The sequence below is a fragment of the Pseudoalteromonas sp. UG3-2 genome, assembly GCF_037120705.1.
Taxonomy (GTDB): domain Bacteria; phylum Pseudomonadota; class Gammaproteobacteria; order Enterobacterales; family Alteromonadaceae; genus Pseudoalteromonas.
In genome coordinates this window covers 2,589,919-2,606,790 of record NZ_JAWLJU010000002.1, presented here as the reverse complement: position 1 = coordinate 2,606,790, position 16,872 = coordinate 2,589,919, and the positions used below count along the sequence as shown (strand labels likewise).

The 16,872-nt window shown below is 44.5% G+C and carries 13 protein-coding genes; 4 read left to right on the top strand and 9 right to left on the bottom strand.

From position 1 onward, the window contains the following. Nucleotides 1-126: 126 nt before the first annotated feature. Nucleotides 127-2,070 carry an AsmA family protein gene (locus R3P39_RS14650; protein WP_336568353.1) on the bottom strand — a complete coding sequence of 648 codons (1,944 nt, stop codon included), beginning with the start codon at nucleotides 2,068-2,070 and terminating at the stop codon, nucleotides 127-129. A 202-nt stretch (nucleotides 2,071-2,272) separates the two neighbouring features. Here R3P39_RS14650 and R3P39_RS14645 point away from each other — a divergent pair, with 202 nt between their 5' ends. Together R3P39_RS14645 and R3P39_RS14640 are read left to right on the top strand one after the other, a co-directional pair. After that, entirely contained in the window at nucleotides 2,273-3,433 is a 1,161-nt protein-coding gene (locus R3P39_RS14645) for a hypothetical protein (protein WP_336568352.1), read from the top strand. Nucleotides 3,434-3,663: 230 nt separating this feature from the next. Beyond that, nucleotides 3,664-4,335, top strand: coding sequence for a TorF family putative porin (locus tag R3P39_RS14640; protein WP_336568350.1), 672 nt, complete (start codon nucleotides 3,664-3,666; stop codon nucleotides 4,333-4,335). Nucleotides 4,336-4,434: 99 nt separating this feature from the next. On the opposite strand, the gene R3P39_RS14635 is transcribed toward R3P39_RS14640, so the two are convergent. Next, nucleotides 4,435-5,523 carry a hypothetical protein gene (locus tag R3P39_RS14635; RefSeq protein WP_336568349.1) on the bottom strand — a complete coding sequence of 363 codons (1,089 nt, stop codon included), beginning with the start codon at nucleotides 5,521-5,523 and terminating at the stop codon, nucleotides 4,435-4,437. A gap of 176 nt (nucleotides 5,524-5,699) precedes the next feature. Here R3P39_RS14635 and R3P39_RS14630 point away from each other — a divergent pair, with 176 nt between their 5' ends. Continuing rightward, nucleotides 5,700-6,377 carry a TorF family putative porin gene (locus tag R3P39_RS14630; RefSeq protein ID WP_336569327.1) on the top strand — a complete coding sequence of 226 codons (678 nt, stop codon included), beginning with the start codon at nucleotides 5,700-5,702 and terminating at the stop codon, nucleotides 6,375-6,377. A 108-nt stretch (nucleotides 6,378-6,485) separates the two neighbouring features. Here the strand turns inward: R3P39_RS14630 and R3P39_RS14625 are convergent, their stop codons facing one another. From R3P39_RS14625 to R3P39_RS14595, 7 genes are all read right to left on the bottom strand, one after another. Then, nucleotides 6,486-7,379, bottom strand: a complete 894-nt coding sequence (locus R3P39_RS14625; protein WP_336568348.1) for an aldo/keto reductase — start codon at nucleotides 7,377-7,379, stop codon at nucleotides 6,486-6,488. Beyond that, nucleotides 7,376-8,563, bottom strand: coding sequence for a formate-dependent phosphoribosylglycinamide formyltransferase (gene purT / locus R3P39_RS14620; RefSeq protein WP_336568347.1), 1,188 nt, complete (start codon nucleotides 8,561-8,563; stop codon nucleotides 7,376-7,378). Before purT ends, R3P39_RS14625 begins: the two co-directional genes overlap by 4 nt. A gap of 68 nt (nucleotides 8,564-8,631) precedes the next feature. Next, nucleotides 8,632-9,294, bottom strand: coding sequence for a fumarylacetoacetate hydrolase family protein (locus R3P39_RS14615; RefSeq protein ID WP_336568346.1), 663 nt, complete (start codon nucleotides 9,292-9,294; stop codon nucleotides 8,632-8,634). An 85-nt stretch (nucleotides 9,295-9,379) separates the two neighbouring features. Next, on the bottom strand, nucleotides 9,380-10,528 hold the full coding sequence (locus tag R3P39_RS14610; RefSeq protein ID WP_336568345.1) for an ABC transporter permease: 1,149 nt from the start codon (nucleotides 10,526-10,528) through the stop codon (nucleotides 9,380-9,382). A 37-nt stretch (nucleotides 10,529-10,565) separates the two neighbouring features. Next, nucleotides 10,566-11,522: an ABC transporter ATP-binding protein gene (locus R3P39_RS14605; protein WP_336568344.1), complete on the bottom strand. Its 957-nt coding sequence runs from the start codon at nucleotides 11,520-11,522 to the stop codon at nucleotides 10,566-10,568. Between the two features lie 60 nt (nucleotides 11,523-11,582). Further along, on the bottom strand, nucleotides 11,583-15,152 hold the full coding sequence (locus tag R3P39_RS14600) for an ABC transporter permease/M1 family aminopeptidase (protein WP_336568343.1): 3,570 nt from the start codon (nucleotides 15,150-15,152) through the stop codon (nucleotides 11,583-11,585). 11 nt (nucleotides 15,153-15,163) lie between these two features. Further along, nucleotides 15,164-16,045 (bottom strand): ABC transporter ATP-binding protein, encoded by an 882-nt coding sequence (locus R3P39_RS14595; protein ID WP_336568342.1) that lies wholly within the window; start codon nucleotides 16,043-16,045, stop codon nucleotides 15,164-15,166. A gap of 149 nt (nucleotides 16,046-16,194) precedes the next feature. Here R3P39_RS14595 and R3P39_RS14590 point away from each other — a divergent pair, with 149 nt between their 5' ends. Further along, on the top strand, nucleotides 16,195-16,872 hold the full coding sequence (locus R3P39_RS14590) for a nitroreductase family protein (RefSeq protein WP_336568341.1): 678 nt from the start codon (nucleotides 16,195-16,197) through the stop codon (nucleotides 16,870-16,872).

The following is a 16,872-nucleotide window of genomic DNA, read 5'->3' as shown; positions in this document are numbered from 1 at the left end:
TACAACTACATGTAGGTAATTAACCCGCGGTAAATATAGAACAAGGGCTACCATCGGTAAGCCCTTGTTAAGCTGAAATTGATTTAAAACAAACAGATGAGCTGTTTATTGCAATGTCATAAAGACCTATCCACCAAACAAACTTTTAAGTTTATCTTTTACCTTATCCTTAACCTTGTCTTTGGCTTTGTCTTTTGCCGCTTCTTTTAGGTCTAGGCTGGTTTCAACTTGGTGGAATGGGCCTTTGATCCGCACTGGAATTTTAAAACCAGTACTGTCATCGCTACTGGCTTGCCCCTCAATGGTATCAACAATGCCAGTAACCACGCGGTAATCAACCAAGGTCTGTGGCAAGTCCACGGTGCCTTCTCCGGTTACTCGTAGCAGTGGGCTTGCCAACGAGAAATCATTGTTCTGACCTACACCATCAGTAAAGACAAACGTGCCACTCATGGCTGAGAAATCGGTTTTTTGCTCGGGGTCGAAATTGGCATTTAAGCCTTCAGAAACAGAAGAAAAGTCACCTTTTAACATGTCTTTGCCTTTGCGGATCATCTCGGCAAGGTTGGCCCCTTTTACGCCACCGTCTTTAAACTCAAAACCCAACTTACCCTCTAAGGCACTTACAAACTGCTTTTGGCTGACCCCTTGGGTGGTAAGCGCCCAATTAAGACTGCCTTTACCCAAGACTTTGTCAAAACCAATGGCGTCGGTTAACAGTGGCTCAGCATTGATTGCCGTTAATGCAAAGTCAGTTTCGATGGCATAAGGTGGTGTTGCCGCATTGACAATAACCTTGCCATTACCTTGACCCTCGTAGGCTTGAAACTTATCCAGGCTCAGTGTTGCTTTGCCGGCGTTCAGCACTAGACTGATTTGGTTTGCCCCTAACTTTATTTTCCTTGCACGCAGTCCTGTTGCAGTGATTTGCACATTGGCATTGAGACTATTAAGTGCAGATAAGTCGATGGCCGTGTCATCCCACTCAATAGGCTGAGCTGGTGTGTCCTTTGATTCAGGCTGCGGTTGCTGTTTTTCCACGGGCTCGGGTAAGTAAGGGTTAAGATCTAACATGCCCAGATCAACGGTCGCAGTAATGTCTGGCTTACCAGACAGCGCCACTGTACTTTGCCCCTTAATTACTAACTCGTCCAAAGTCGCCTCTAACGACTCTAGCGTAAAGACTTGCTCTTGCATGGTCATTTGAGCATTGAGGCTAAAGTCATTGAAGGCATTGTCTTTGGCTTTTAAATCAACCCCCTGCCACTGCGCCAGTGATTTCACCGAGTCACCCTTCAATGCTAACTGACCGCCAATAACTTTGCCTTGTTCAGCGATTTCGCCATTGTAGTCAAGCTCAAACAGCGCCGACTTCACTTGTTGCTCAACCTGAAAGGTCCTCCCCTCAATCGCATTTGCTGGGTTATCGAGTGTGGTAGTTAAATTAAACGTTTGCCCTTGGAAGGTCAGCTCACCGTCAACTTCTAGCGGTTGGTATAACGAAGACAACATCACACTAATATCTAAATCACTTACCTGATACTGAGCCCCTGTCACCCCGTCAAGGTAGGTCACTGAGCCACCATAAATGGCCACTTCACCAAGGCTAACATCTAAGCCCTCAGGGAGTTGCATGTTCCCTTTTGCCGTGCTTTGCGCCGCAGGTGTTTGCTCACCACTGGTTGCTAGCAGCTGCCAGTTGGCATTGCCCTGCGGGTCTGTTTCTAGAATTATGTCTGGGTTATTAATAACGAAACGCTCAAGCTTGGCTTCTCCAGATAAAGCACTGAGCCAAGGAATATGGATAGCAAGTTGCTCCATGGTGAACATGTCTGGGCGACTGCCGCTGGCCATATTAGCGAAGCTCACTTGATTGAGCTCTAGGCGTAATGTTGGAAAGATGCCAATCTGGGTCTCACCATTAATACTCAACGTTCTCCCAGTTACCGACTCAACCTGAGTGGTTACTTGGTCAATAATGGCCTGTTTCGGGATTAAAAACGGGGCAGCGATAATGAGGATAACGACAAGCGCGATAATAGCGCCAAAAATTTTAACCAGCCGATTCATTGCTTTTCCTTATTCTAGAGCAAGCTATGTTCTTTATGATAACGGCTAAAGACGAATATACCATGAATATGACTAAATAATTTTGCAACAGCGATTGCAACCGCTCGGCTAATCGGTATGATCCACGCCCTTGCCAGATTTTAGCTGCGGTAGCTATAGTTATATGGCTGGTTATTAATCACACTTGGAGTACCTAACCCACATGAAGAAACTGCTCATATCACCGTCAAACATGGCCTTGGGCGAACAAGAAAGTCAGATTTACCAAAATATTTTAAAGCAAGCTACGGAGATCAGCCTCAACCTGATGGCGGTTAAAGTAGAGAATCACCCTGAAGATTTTCTTGGTTGGTGTTATGAACTACTGGATGTGGCAAAAAATCGCATCAACTTTGATCTCCTCGACGACCACCAATTACCTACCGTTAAAAAGCTTCAAGACTTACTGATCTCCGCCATTAGCTTTTTACAGTTAAAAACGTTGCGCATTGCCCCTTGGCCTATGGTGACGGCTTTTATAAATGATCATAAAACTGTTTTGGTATTGGAAGAACAACTTAAGTTAGTGGAGTATTTGCAGCCACTACGCGAACAGCCGCTGGCGACCATGAGCAAAGAAGATCGCCTCGCCTTTACGGGCAAACATGCCGCCAGCCTAGATACCAGTGTTTATCAATTTGATGTTGAATGGTTTGCCAGCACTAAGAATGCCAAAGCTTTCCACCAGCTGTTGGATGATCTTCCCAGTGCTTTTGATAAGGCATTGGCAGAAATTCCCAGCACCGGTGAAGTGACGCTGGCGCATTACCAGCAGTTCACCATTGCTTATTTAAGTGCTTTTGCCGACAGCTCAGACAAACCGACCTTAGCTCCAGCAACACGCCTGTTGGCGATGCGCCGCCCAGATATCTTCACCCCTATCACGCCAAGTAAGCTAGAGCCACTGTGCCAAGCTTTGGGCATTACCAAACTGAGCAATCGAGACTTTGAGCGTTATTGGAGTGATATTGTTTGTAATATCACGACCCTACCTTGGTTTATGAAGCCCACACCAGTTGATGAGCTAGAGCAAAACTTAGCTGCCATTAAAGCACTGTTACCTTGCCTATTTTATTATGCGGACGAAAATACGGCGACAAACTCTAATTACTATAAGTTATTGCATAAACCTAAGCGTAGCAGCACGGCAAAGAAAGCGACTCGACGTGGTAAGGAGTCGGCTACTGTGCTGGTCGACCGTGCCCTAGAGGACGATTCCATCCCTGAACATATTCGCGCCAAGCGGGACTCAATTATCAGTGAAGTTGAGAAAGGTCGTAGCGTGGCGGACACCATTAGCCTAATGCGCACTATTTTTGGCTAATCACTTGTACAGCTTGCATTATTGCTGTGCAAGCTGTGTCCTTTTGCACCAGCGCCGTGCAAGACTTCTCTTTTGGCGATCTTAGCCATATTTCTACATAGAAAATAAATTCCAATATTTACAAAAAGATAGAATAAATATTCACTTTTTTTTGTGATTGGCCCACCCCTTGCAGAATTAGACCCTGACAACACAGCAATAATAACTCTGCGTTCAATGGGGAAAACAGGATGAAAAACAGATCTTTACTTATGCTGCTCGGCGGCCTCACCGCGTGCTTTTGTGTCTCTGCTCAAGCGGAGGTCACCGCCAACATCGCTGCCAGCTCTAACTATTACTGGCGCGGCATCACGCAAACCGATGACGGGGCAGCCGTTTCTGGTGGCTTGGATTACAGTAATGAGTCAGGGTTTTACGCTGGTACTTGGGTGTCTAATATCGACTTTGGTGACTCGGCCAGCTATGAAATGGATTTGTACGCAGGGTATGCTGGTGAAGTTAAGGGCATGAGCTTTGATTTTGGTTATATTCACTATGGTTACCCAGATGCCAGTGGCGACATTGATTTTGGTGAAATCTATGCCGCCTTGGGATGGCAATACTTTACATTTAAACTCAGCCATTTAGCTACAGCACAAAGCGACTCGACCACGGAAGAAGACATGCTGTATGCCGAAGTGTCGGCCAGCTTCCCAGTGTTTAAAGACAGTGAGTTAACGCTGCACCTTGGCCGTTCAAGTGGCGACACGGTCATGGAGTGGACTGGTGAAGATGACACTTATATGGACTATGGTGTGAGCCTCTCGACGCAAGGCTTTACCTTTGGCTTAGTCAAAACCGACTTAAACAGTGGCAATGACGTCAAAGCTTATGTCAGCTATGGGCTCGATTTTAACTTATGATTTCAAGGCTGGCGGTTACTGTGACGACCGCCATGCCTTATTTTTATTTACTTGCTGCAACACTACAGGGCCGAAAGGCCCTTTTTTCATACCAAGCGACTAACACATAGACCTAGGTACGCTAAATACATACTGTAGTTCACCCCGTGCATTATAAAACCTAATAGTACATCCCGTGACTTTATCACCATAGTCTGGCTGTGACGGTCCCCCTACATCGGGACCAAATCGCGAAGCAGATCCGTCAAGCTTTTTAAATTGGCCTAGCGACGCCAACTTTTTAAGCTGTTCTAATATACAAGGATTGGTGATGGTTTGTGGTCCGTCTTCTGCCATTAATAACGACTGTAAGCGCTTACTGCCGGCGATTCTCGTTGCACCTTTGTTCAACCTTATATCTAGGAGGGGCATATGATTATCATCCCAACCAAAAAACGTAAGATTGAATACGATGACATCTGCTAAAGAACCTGCGACTTCGCTTTGGTTGAACTTTCTTTGATAGGTAAGGCTTCTTTCTCCCTCAGGTATATTTGCTGTGAACGTTGCTTGGCTTCGACCCGCAGGTACTGACACAGAGGTACTACTAAAACGCGCTCCTTTCTCGATTTTTTCTCGAACCGCTGCTCCTTCTCCCATCCCCAAACCAATTTCCACCGTCGCGATTTGGTCTAACTGCGACATTTTTTCAGGGCTTACTAACGTCGCCAAGGCTGTATTATCTGGACATGACGTCGCCGTACTGATATTTCCGGACGTGTTTGCCCAAGTTAAGTTGAACCCTGAAAGATCCTGAGCATTAGCGCGGTCCATAACGCGTTTTAACCCTTCATAAAAAGTTGCCGCTTCGGCGAATCCCTCTTTTTCAAACTGACTCAGTGCAAATGGTGTCGTTTTAACATCATACGGAAAGGTATCTTCATGAGTTACCTTGAAGCCATAAGTAGTTCCACTGGATGGATGTACCAAAATTACAGTGTTTATCGCCGATGTACATTGCATATTATCTGGCGTCATTGGGGCAGAGGAGTTGAGTGGGTAACAGCTGAGGTGAGGTGCATAATTCTGAGCTTTGAACTCCGCAGCACTTTGTGATGTACAACTACTACAAAACTTACCTTCATAATTAGCATGCGCCATTAATGGCGCAACTAACAATACCACTAAAAATAAAACGATCCTTTTCATTTTTCTCTCCAGAACTGACTTGCATTGCAACCCATTTTGCAACAAAAAATAAACCATTAGTTAACCCCTTTGTCAAGTAATGCGTACCAACAATTCCAGTTTGACGTCAACAAAGCACCGTTTCAGATACCAAACAAAATGATTTAGATGCTCATTTTTTATGAGTACCATTGATGATGAGCCGAATAACAAAAGCCGAGTACAAAGGTTACTCGGCCCTAGCCATAAGCTTTTGCCTTTCTGCTCAAGCGGAGGTCACCGCCAACATCGCTGCCAGCTCTAACTATTACTGGCGCGGCATCACGCAAACCGATGACGGGGCAGCCGTTTCTGGTGGCTTGGATTACAGTAATGAGTCAGGGTTTTACGCTGGTACTTGGGTGTCTAATATCGACTTTGGTGACTCGGCCAGCTATGAAATGGATTTGTACGCAGGGTATGCTGGTGAAGTTAAGGGCATGAGCTTTGATTTTGGTTATATTCACTATGGTTACCCAGATGCCAGTGGCGACATTGATTTTGGTGAAATCTATGCCGCCTTGGGATGGCAATACTTTACATTTAAACTCAGCCATTTAGCTACAGCACAAAGCGACTCGACCACGGAAGAAGACATGCTGTACGCCGAAGTGTCGGCGAGTTTCCCGGTATTTACTGACAGTGAGCTAACGCTGCACCTTGGCCGTTCAAGTGGCGACACGGTCATGGAGTGGACAGGTGAAGATGACACTTATATGGACTATGGCGTGAGCCTCTCGACGCAAGGCTTTACCTTTGGCTTAGTTAAAACCGACTTAGACAGTGGCGATGACCTCAAAGCCTATGTCAGCTACGGACTCGATTTTAATTTATGATTTCAAGGCTGGCAGTTATTGTGACGACCGCCGCGCCTTATTTTTATTTACTTGCTGCAACACTACAGGGCCGGAAGGCCCTTTTTTCATGCCGTTTAATCACACTCGCTAAGGTACGCTATGACCGCTTGAAGCTGTCCAAATACGATACCACTGCTCGCGACTCATGCTAAGTGACTGTGAAGTAAACGCGCTGGCAACTCGAGTAATATTTCCAGTGCCCAGTACAGTGGCAGGTTTCGATGGATGCATGGCAAGCCATGCGTAGATCACTTGATCAATTTCAGTGCTACCAATCTCTTCACCCACTTGCTGTAGTACCGCACGCAGGCGTTTGGCTTTTTCATCTTCACTGGAGAATATTCTACCCCCTGCCAATGGCGACCACAGCATAGGGTTAATTCCACGCTGCTGACACTGATCAAGCGTGCCGTCATCCAGTGCTTTCATTTCATAGGGTGAAAATTCAATTTGGTTGGTCACTAAACTAAAGTCGAGCCGAGATTGTAATAAATCAAACTGACTAGGAGTAAAGTTAGAGACACCAAAATGCAATACATCACCATTTTGCTTAAGCGTATTAAAGGCATCAGCCACTTCATCGGCATCCATCAGATAATCCGGGCGGTGTATTAACAAGACATCCAACCTGTCGGTGCCGAAGTGTTTTAACGACTGCTGAGCTTGAGCAATAATATGCGCTTTACTGGAATCATAGTGATTGGCTTTTCCGGCCAACCCAAGGTTGGGAAATGCGGGTTTAATACCACACTTAGTAATAATACGTATTTGCTCGCGAATACTGGGTTCAATAGCTAACGCTTTGCCAAACTCGGCTTCACACTGGTACTCACCGTAGATATCGGCATGATCGGTATCCCGGATCCCAAGCTCAATAGCTTGCTTTAAAAAGCTCAAGTTTTGTTGCGGCGTCACTTGCCAATCCAGCAGCCGCCAAAAGCCTAAGACCAGCGGGTCAATGATTCGGGGGGGTGTTTTCAAAGCGTTACTCCTATTTTTTCCACCACATGCTTGGCCTTCTCTACTGCACTTTCAGCAGAATCTGAACGCGCTAACGCCACGCCCATGCGGCGCTTGCCGCTTACCTCGGGTTTACCAAACAAGCGAATATCAGTTAAAGGTTCTGCTAGAGCCTGTGCAATATGGTTAAATTGTACTTGTTGAGACTCTCCCTCAACCAGGATCACACTGGATGCCGATGGTCCATTGAAGTGAATGGTGGGGATAGGCAAACCTAAAATTGCCCGAGCATGTAGCGCAAATTCACTTAAATCTTGCGAGATAAGCGTAACCATACCGGTATCATGCGGCCTTGGTGAAACTTCGCTAAAGTAAACTTCATCACCTTTAATAAACAGCTCTACTCCAAATACCCCTCTGCCACCGAGTGCTACAGTGATCTTTTCTGCCATCGCTTTACTGCGCTCAAGCGCCAGCTCAGACATATCTTGTGGTTGCCAGCTTTGCTGATAATCGCCATCTTGTTGCACATGTCCAATGGGCTCACAAAAACTGGTGCCTTCGATATGGCGTACGGTTAGCAAGGTGATCTCATAATCGAAGTCGACAAAGCCCTCAACAATAGCTCGCCCTTGTCCAGCCCTTCCGCCTTGCTGAGCGTAATGCCAAGCCGGCTCGATATCTGTGATACTGTGGATAACACTTTGGCCTTTGCCCGAAGAGCTCATAATTGGCTTCACCACACAGGGCATGCCGATAGTTGCTACCGCAGCTTTAAACTCTTCCAGCGTATCGACAAATTGATAGGGCGAAGTGTCCAACCCCAATTCTTCCGCTGCCAAGCGGCGGATCCCCTCGCGGTTCATGGTTAGTTGCGTAGCTCTAGCACTTGGCACTACGGTGTAACCTTGGGCTTCTAACGCCACGAGCTCGGCTGTCGCGATAGCTTCTATTTCAGGGACAATATAGTCGGGCTGCTCTTGTTCAATAATCGCTTTGAGCTTGTCGCCGTCTAGCATCGACAAGGTATAGCTGCGGTCCGCCACCTGCATCGCTGGCGCGTTTTCGTAGCGATCAAGCACTATCACTTCGGCACCCAAACGCTTAAACTCGATAACCACTTCTTTGCCTAACTCGCCACCACCGCACAGTAAAACCTTACACGCGGTGTTAGAGAAAGGGGTGCCTAACGGCTTGATTTTCATAACTGCTCCTTGGGTAAGGCAATAGCCTTATGGTAACGACTTTTAATGCCTGAAAAAAGAGTTCTAAGTTAGCTGAGCTGCACCTGGGCTTGCCATGGCTGCTGGTTTGCCAATTGTAGTGTTAACGCATCACCATCGGCCAAACAACCCACCCCTTGTGGGGTCCCAGTTAATACGATATCACCTGGCATTAGGGTAAAGTATTGGCTAATTTCTTGTAATAATGACGCCATTGAGAAAATCATTAAACGTGACTCGCCGTGCTGGCGCAGCAAGCCGTTTTGCCAAAAGCGATACTCTATATTACCCGTCAAGGTCGCTTCATCACAGCGCACAAATGGACTAACAGGACAGCTACCATCATAGGCTTTGGCACGCTCCCAAGGATGACCTTGAGCCTTAAGCTCAGTTTGTAGTGCCCGAAGTGTTAGATCCAGCGCTACCCCCAGTCCGGCAATATTTTTAAGAGGGTTTTGGGTCTTTGCTGTTATAGTAGTACCAATAAGAAGCGCCAACTCGGCCTCGTAATGATGCTCTCCTAACGCCCTATGCAAAATAATTTCATCTTCAAAAGCGACTAAGCTAGTAGCAGGCTTGATAAATAGCAAAGGGCTATTTGGGATCGGATTATCGAGCTCTTTGGCATGTGCTACGTAGTTCCTGCCAACGCATACTGCTTTACCCGTGGGGAGATTTATACTATTTCTATTAATATCAATATGTTGATACAACTTCTTACACTCTTATGCTATAAGCTATGATTATGGCCGAAATATAATCATAGCGATATACTTAGGCAATTGTAAGCTGGCACCTTTATTGCGGTTTGCAAACCCAGCGCAACATATCCTTTAGGGATGGCTCTTTACCATACATCACCATTCCCGCTTTAAACAATCGACCAGCAGCAACACGGATCAGGTAGCAGCCAACCAATGCACTCATTAGTGCACACAGCACGTGCCAGATAGGAACTTCAATTAACGCCATTTTTACTGGCATCACCACAAATGCGGTAAGTGGGAACAGGCTTAAGATATTTACAGCAAAGCTACTAGGACTATCAACAATCATAAACGCGATGACAATGGGTAAGATGGGGATCATCATAAATCCAGTCTTGCCACTATGGTTTGGATCATCAATGGCTGCAGCAATTGCCGCCATAAAGGCCGTTGCCATGTAAAGGCCAACTATCGCGAACAGCATAAACCAAGGAAGCATTGCAAAATCAACCACTGAAAAGTCCAAGGCTTCGTTTTTAAGCACGACCTGTATGAATGCCATTGCTAACAGAAATGAGAGCAAGGCACTTAGCATGGCTTTTAAACAATGCAGCATTTGGCCAAATATTTTGCCGTCAATCCACGTTTGTGCACTCATACAAGCGTATAATTGCTCGGTAACGCGCTGCTGCTTTTCACCTGTGATAGAAATAAATATCTGCCCAAATGAGGTAAAAATACCGATAAGCATCAGTACCATCACACCAAATGCAGTCATGGAAGACTGATTGTGCGCTTCCTTAACTGCATCTTTAATATAATGATTGGTAACAACCACCGGCTGCTGTAACAGCTCGAGCTGAGTCGCAGTCAAATTAAAGCGCTGAGCCAACTCCTTGCCATAAAACTGCGTTAGTGCGACCTCTAAGTCATTCTGCCAAGACATTTTACCTAACGTGAAAAGCTCAAACTGTAACGCCTTCCCTTGTTGTTCATAAAGTACCAAAATGCCATCAATCTCCTCCTGTTCCAACTGATTTAGCAGCTGCGCTTTTGAGGCCTCTACCTGCTTCAGTAACAGTGGTTCAGGCAATAGTGATACGTTCAAGGTATTAGGTGTAGCAATTACATACTGTTTGCTCTCCAAAAATGAAGCACTTTGCCAGAAGTAGATAACTAGTCCTACCGCGAGCATAATCGCTTTACCTATTATCTCCTGCTTGAGTTTAAAAAAATACATAAACTCCCACTTTGTGACCTGGATTATTTGTTGCAACTTATGAGGCATCTCGGTTCTCCTGCGCTTGCACTTTTCCTTGATGGGTCTCAATGGCTTTTAGGTAAAGTTGATGTAAATCCATCGTTTTTGTTTCTATTCCCTGCAAAGTTGCTAATTTAGACAAGTCAGCAAGTAGTGAGTTAAGGTGCAACGAATTGCTCAACACAAGCTTAATTTTACTTCCAGTTAGCTGCGTGCAGGTAACCTCGTAGTCACCTAAATGGAGCTCCGTATATTTGGTCTCCTCAGTAAAGCTCAACGTAATATCAATACCGACACCAACGTCCTGTTTAATTTCTGCTAATGTGCCATACAATACAGTTTGCCCATGATTCATTAACAACATTCGGTCGGCGAGCTTTTCCACCATCGCCATCTGATGTGCACTTAAGATAACCGTCATGCCCTGAGCTTTTAGCTCTTCTAAAAACACCACTACATTCTCTTGATTGATAGGATCAAGCCCAGAGAAAGGCTCATCGAGCAAAACAACCTTGGGTTTATGTAAAATCGCCGATATTAATTGCACTTTTTGTTGATTACCTTTTGATAACGACTTCAGAGGATCTTGCGCTCTATCCTCTAGATCAAACTTTGCCAACCAAGATGCAATTTGTGCTAGAGCTTCAGCTTTTTCGACGCCGCGCAATTTGGCAAAATAAAGCAGGTTCTGCTGCACAGTTTTTTCAGCATACAACCCCCTATCTTCAGGTAGGTAACCCAAACTCCCATGGGGAATTGACCGGTATTGCTGTCCTTCAATGCTAACTGTAATTGTGCCACTATCGGGAAAAGTAAATCCCACCAGCATCCTCACCAAAGATGACTTTCCTGCGCCATTTGGACCGAGCAGTGCAAAGATTTCACCCTGTTTAACGTTAAAGCTCAAGTTATCAACAGCGGTTACAGAAGCGTACCGCTTTGACACCTTTGCTAATTGCAATAAATCTGGCATAACTTTCCTTTGAAAACGAATGAGGGCTTTCGAAAAAGCCCTCTCCTGCCTATATATAGATTAGAGTGACTTGATATTATCGGCTGTTTTCTTGTCTATCAATTTTACAAATGGATCAACACCGGCAAACTTTGGCAACTCTTTGACCTTCAATTCGATCTTATTTTCACCTGATGTAATCACATGCTTTTGTAGATATAGCAGCGTTTCATCACTTTGAATGGTATTTGGATCGGCAGAGAATAAGGCAATATCAATCTCTTGATTGAGCGGGATCTCTTCTTCGTTGCCTTCACCATCTGCATGCTTTTTAGCCGCATTTACTGTTAAGGTCATAGTATGAAGCTCACCTTCTTGCACCGCTTCTTGTACTTCAACATCTGCAAGCTTCAGTTCATACAAGGTAATTGCATTAAACTGGTCTTCAATAAACACTTGCTCTTGCTCTGAAGCGCCATCTTTTAAATAGGTCAAAAAGTCTAATGTGGTTGGGAAGACATCCGTTCTAAAGCGATAGTCATCTAAGAACTCTCTTAATGCTCTATTGAGCCGCTGCTCTCCAAGTAAGTCATGGAGTGCTAACATTACTACAGAGCCTTTATTGTAGTGAATGTATTGCTGCCCCACGGTCCTAGCTAACGCTCGTTCTTCATAAGGGTCAGAACCTCGTCCTCTTAAATAACTGTCTAGTTCATATTTGAGAAACTTACGTAGGTTGTGCTCACCATACTTTTCTTTCATCACCATAATTGCTGAATATTGCGACAACATTTCTGACAAGATATTTGAACCTTCAACATTTGCTCCTATCACTTGGTGTGCCCACCATTGGTGAGCTAATTCATGTGAAGTAACATAGTAGGGTACATTAATATTGTCAGAATTGCGTGTGTCCGTTAAAAAGCCAATATTCTCAGAGTAAGGTACCGTATTAGCAAAGCTTTGAGCGAAATCTCGGTAGCGAGGGAACTCAACAATACGCATTTGCTTATGTTGATAGGGCCCGAATTCTCGGGTGAAATAGTCAATAGAATCTTTTATCGACTGTAACATTGTATCAACGTTCCATGCATGGTCTTCATGGTAATACACTTCTAGTGTAATACCTTTATACTGCTCACGTCTTACTTCTAGGTCCATGGATAAAATGTTATAGAAGTGCAGCATAGGCGCATCCATTTCGTAGACATAAGTTGTACGACCGCGTTTCGTTTGTTTGGACTGCAAGTAGCCTGGCACCATTGCAACTTGTGATTCATCCGTCGTCACAGTTGCCGAGAATGTAACAAAGTTTTCCGCAAATAATGGCTCATGATGATATTGTGCTTCCTCAATCTTATTGCCACGCTTCAGTGGCTCTAGACCGCGTTGACGACGCTCACTTTTATCTTGGATTTGCTTGTATATACTGTAACCAAAAGTTGGAAATAAAGTGGAGTTATCAATGAAAGTACCATTGTTCACCAATGTGACATCATTGCCTCTATCTACAAAGCCCAGCGTTTGACGCACAACTGACATGGTGAGCTCGCGCTGTTCACCTGGAACCATTGGTTGTGAGAATTCGAGCCAAGCATGATTGAACATTTTATCTTCTTTACCAAGCGTTGCCCCAGCCATCTCTACATGCCACTCTAAGGTATGACTCGGTTTGTTAACCAAGAGTCGAGTTATCTCTGTGTCTGAGCGGTTCTCAACTAATAACTTTACTTTTGCTTCAATTCGCCGAGTTTTGGGAAAGATCTCTGCATCAAGCTGAACATCTAGCGTTACTGGAACTGGATCGTCACGGAATTGTGCAAACTGTAGTTCATATTGCTCTGCGATATCTTCCGTTTCATCTTGTGAGATAAACTCGTTTACCACTCGCGTGTTGTAATAAATATGGCTGCCACTACCAATAAAAATCAATGCTCCGCATGCAAGGAGTGCTTTACCAGTTTTTCCTAGTTGATAGTTGATCTGCGTAATTCGTGATTTCAGATTTTGCCCTGCCCCGCGAGGCCAAAGTGCGTAGCTCAATGTCGCTAATATCATGCTAAAGCCAAGCCAATACAAATTGTACCAATGAGCCGCTGTGAGGAAGTGACCATAACCATTTATGTCTGAGTAAGGCACTGAAGGAGTGTCACCCAAATGATACATCCTGTGCTCAAAACCAAAGTTACTCAGAACTATCGAGATAATGGCATAGACCACAAAAAGTCCCATACCCATATACTTGCTAGGGCTTATAACCTGTATCAAAAATGCCAATGTCGTTTGGAATGCAAAGCCTAATACAAATAGATAGCCCAAACGCACAATATATTGTGCAATGTCTATCTGTGTAACACCCGACAGTAGTTGATAGCTAATGGTAATTAGACTACCAAAAACACATAGCAACAACATCACCGCCACTAAAGCGATATACTTAGACACCCAAAATACCCAGTTTGCAACAGGGTAAGAATCAATAATATCTCCCATTCGAGACTCGCGGTCATGCCATACTATCTCAGCGCTGTAATAAACTAATACAATTAACAAGAGTTGCCAAAAGCTTCCACGAATGAGCTCTACCATTTGAAAAGTTACTGGCCACACTTCCGTACCGTACCAGTTAAATGAGCCGACCAGCCCCGGGATCAAGGTTGCAACGGCCAAAATCAACAACACTAGAAATGGGTAGCTTTTTATGACTTGCTTAACTTCAAAAGCGGTTCGGGTGCATAAGTGTGCCCACGAGCTGCCAGCACCAGCTTTATAGTCAAATCGGTTCTGCAAGGCGGTAGCTTGACTGCCAGTCCCTTTTGCTTTGCTTTTGGTTTTTTGCTTTTGTGGTAAATAATGAGATGTTTTTAGTGTTAAGGCAAATAAGCTTATTAGCGCAATAGATACCCATATTAAACGGTTATAGAGTAGCTCATCTACCAACTTTATAACTAATGTATTTCGGTCTGCAATGGTCCAGTACTCTGATTGTGCTGAAATAGCCGATAAGCCGAACATGTCCAAATATGCAGCAATAGTACGGTATTCTATATCTGAAAAGATGCTATTCGCCACAAGGTAAGTCACAAATAAACCAACGGCAACTAAATACATCGCTATCATGGTTCTAAACTTTTGTGCGACAAGTGCGAATAAGCTCGCCATAAAGAACAGCGAAGGGGCTGCAATTATAAATAGTGGTGTTAGGTAATAGCTGAGCTTGTTAGGGCCAATTAGCTCCTCATCTAACCAACCAACTAGTCCACCAATACTTGAACCTACCCATATCCCAACCAAACACATTGAAAAAACAAACAAAGTGACAAGATAAGCGCCAAGAAATCGGCCCAAACGGTACTGAGCTAAATGTAGGGGTTTACTCAAAATAAGTTCGCTGAACTTACTTTGGTCATCTCTTATTACCGCACTACCAACAAAGTTTACCACCAAGAAAATGGAAAAAATCGTCATAATGCTAATGGTTTGCAAGATAGTATAAGGAGAGTTGATATTGACATTCCCCCCACCACCAATTTGCACAGCATCAGAAACGGAAGCAAAAAAGGTCAGCAAAAATAGCACCAGAGAAGTCACATAAAAAGAAGGCTGACGGATAAAGTAGCGCAGCTCAAAGCACATCATCTTAAATAGCATCTACCTACTCCTTACGCTGCCTGGCTGCTACGATGAGAATGCAGTGTAGAAAAATAGACGTCTTCTAAATCGGCAGGTACCGCTTCAAAGCCCTCTGGAGCATGGTCAGCAAATACATTAAGTAAAGTCTGGCCCGCAAATAGGCGTTTCGAGATCACAGGTAAGCTTTGTTCTACTTCTTTTGCTTCCGCAAGAGTTACCGACTTACGCCAAATTTTCCCTTGTAACTGTTTAGTAAGCGCGACGGGGTTACCTTCAAGCAAGATTTGACCGCTAGCCAATACCGCCATATTCGGGCAGAGCTCAGAGACATCTTCTACAATATGAGTCGATAAGATAACGACTTTGCTTTCACCAAGACCCACTAAAAGGTTATGAAAACGGTTTCGCTCTTCAGGGTCTAGACCTGCGGTGGGTTCGTCAACGATGAGCAAATCAGGATCGCCAAGTAACGCTTGCGCTATGCCAAAGCGCTGACGCATGCCTCCAGAAAACCCGCTGACAGCATTTTTACGATGTTCATATAGGTTAGTTTGTGCCAGCAAGCCGTCAACGGCTTCCTTGCGCGTTTTCTTGTTATTTAACCCTTTTAAAATAGCCATATGATCTAATAAATCATAAGCACTAACACGAGGATAAACACCAAAATCTTGAGGTAAGTAGCCCAGTCGTTCACGCAATGCTTTTGGTTCTTTTAAAACATCAATTCCATCAAACTGTATTGAGCCTTCATCTGCGGATTGGAGTGTTGCGATAGTCCGCATCAAAGATGATTTACCAGCACCATTAGGGCCAAGAAGGCCAAACATCCCTTTTGGAATGGTCAGATCTAGACCTCGCAGAGCATAAACACCATTGTCATAAGTTTTTGAAAGTCCTGTTATTTCGAGCATTATTATTATTCCCTTTCGGATTTTTATTATTGCGCCTTTATACCACTTACCTCAGGTACTAACAATTAACAAACACATATCAATTGAAAACAAAAGTAAACACTGAAACACTAAAGCCACTTTTCAGTCACAAAAAAGGAATGATTAACATGCAAGATCATATCAATCAGCCACTCAATGACTTTATCGAGTACCCACAACAAGAAATGCTAAGTCGCGCCGAGGACTTTTTAGCTAACAGTAAAAGGCGCCATAGCATCCGCGCCTTTAGTGATAGAGCCGTGCCTCAGGAGATCATCGAGGCCTGTATTAAAGCCGCCGGCACGGCGCCAAGTGGAGCTAACCACCAGCCCTGGCATTTTGTTGCCATCAGTAACCCAGAAAAGAAAAAACAAATCCGTGTTGCTGCTGAAGAATTGGAACAGTCTTTTTACCAAGGCCGAGCTGGCGATGAGTGGTTGGATGCGTTGAAGCCTCTAGGCACTGATGCCCAAAAGCCTTACTTAGAACATGCACCGTGGTTGATTGCTATTTTCAGCCAGAAAAAAGGAGGAGTTCATGTGGAGGATAAACAGACCAATTACTATGTTCATGAATCGGTAGGAATTGCTACTGGGTTTTTAATCCAAGCACTGCATAACGCTGGGCTAGCCACGTTAACTCATACTCCAAAACCCATGAGCTTTCTCACTGAATTATGTGGCCGCAATCGCGATAATGAGCGCCCCTATATGCTCTTGGTTGCCGGGTACCCCAGTGAGGATGCCACGATCCCTAAGCATGCCACCGTTAAAAAATCACTCTCGGAAATTGCGACTTTCATATAA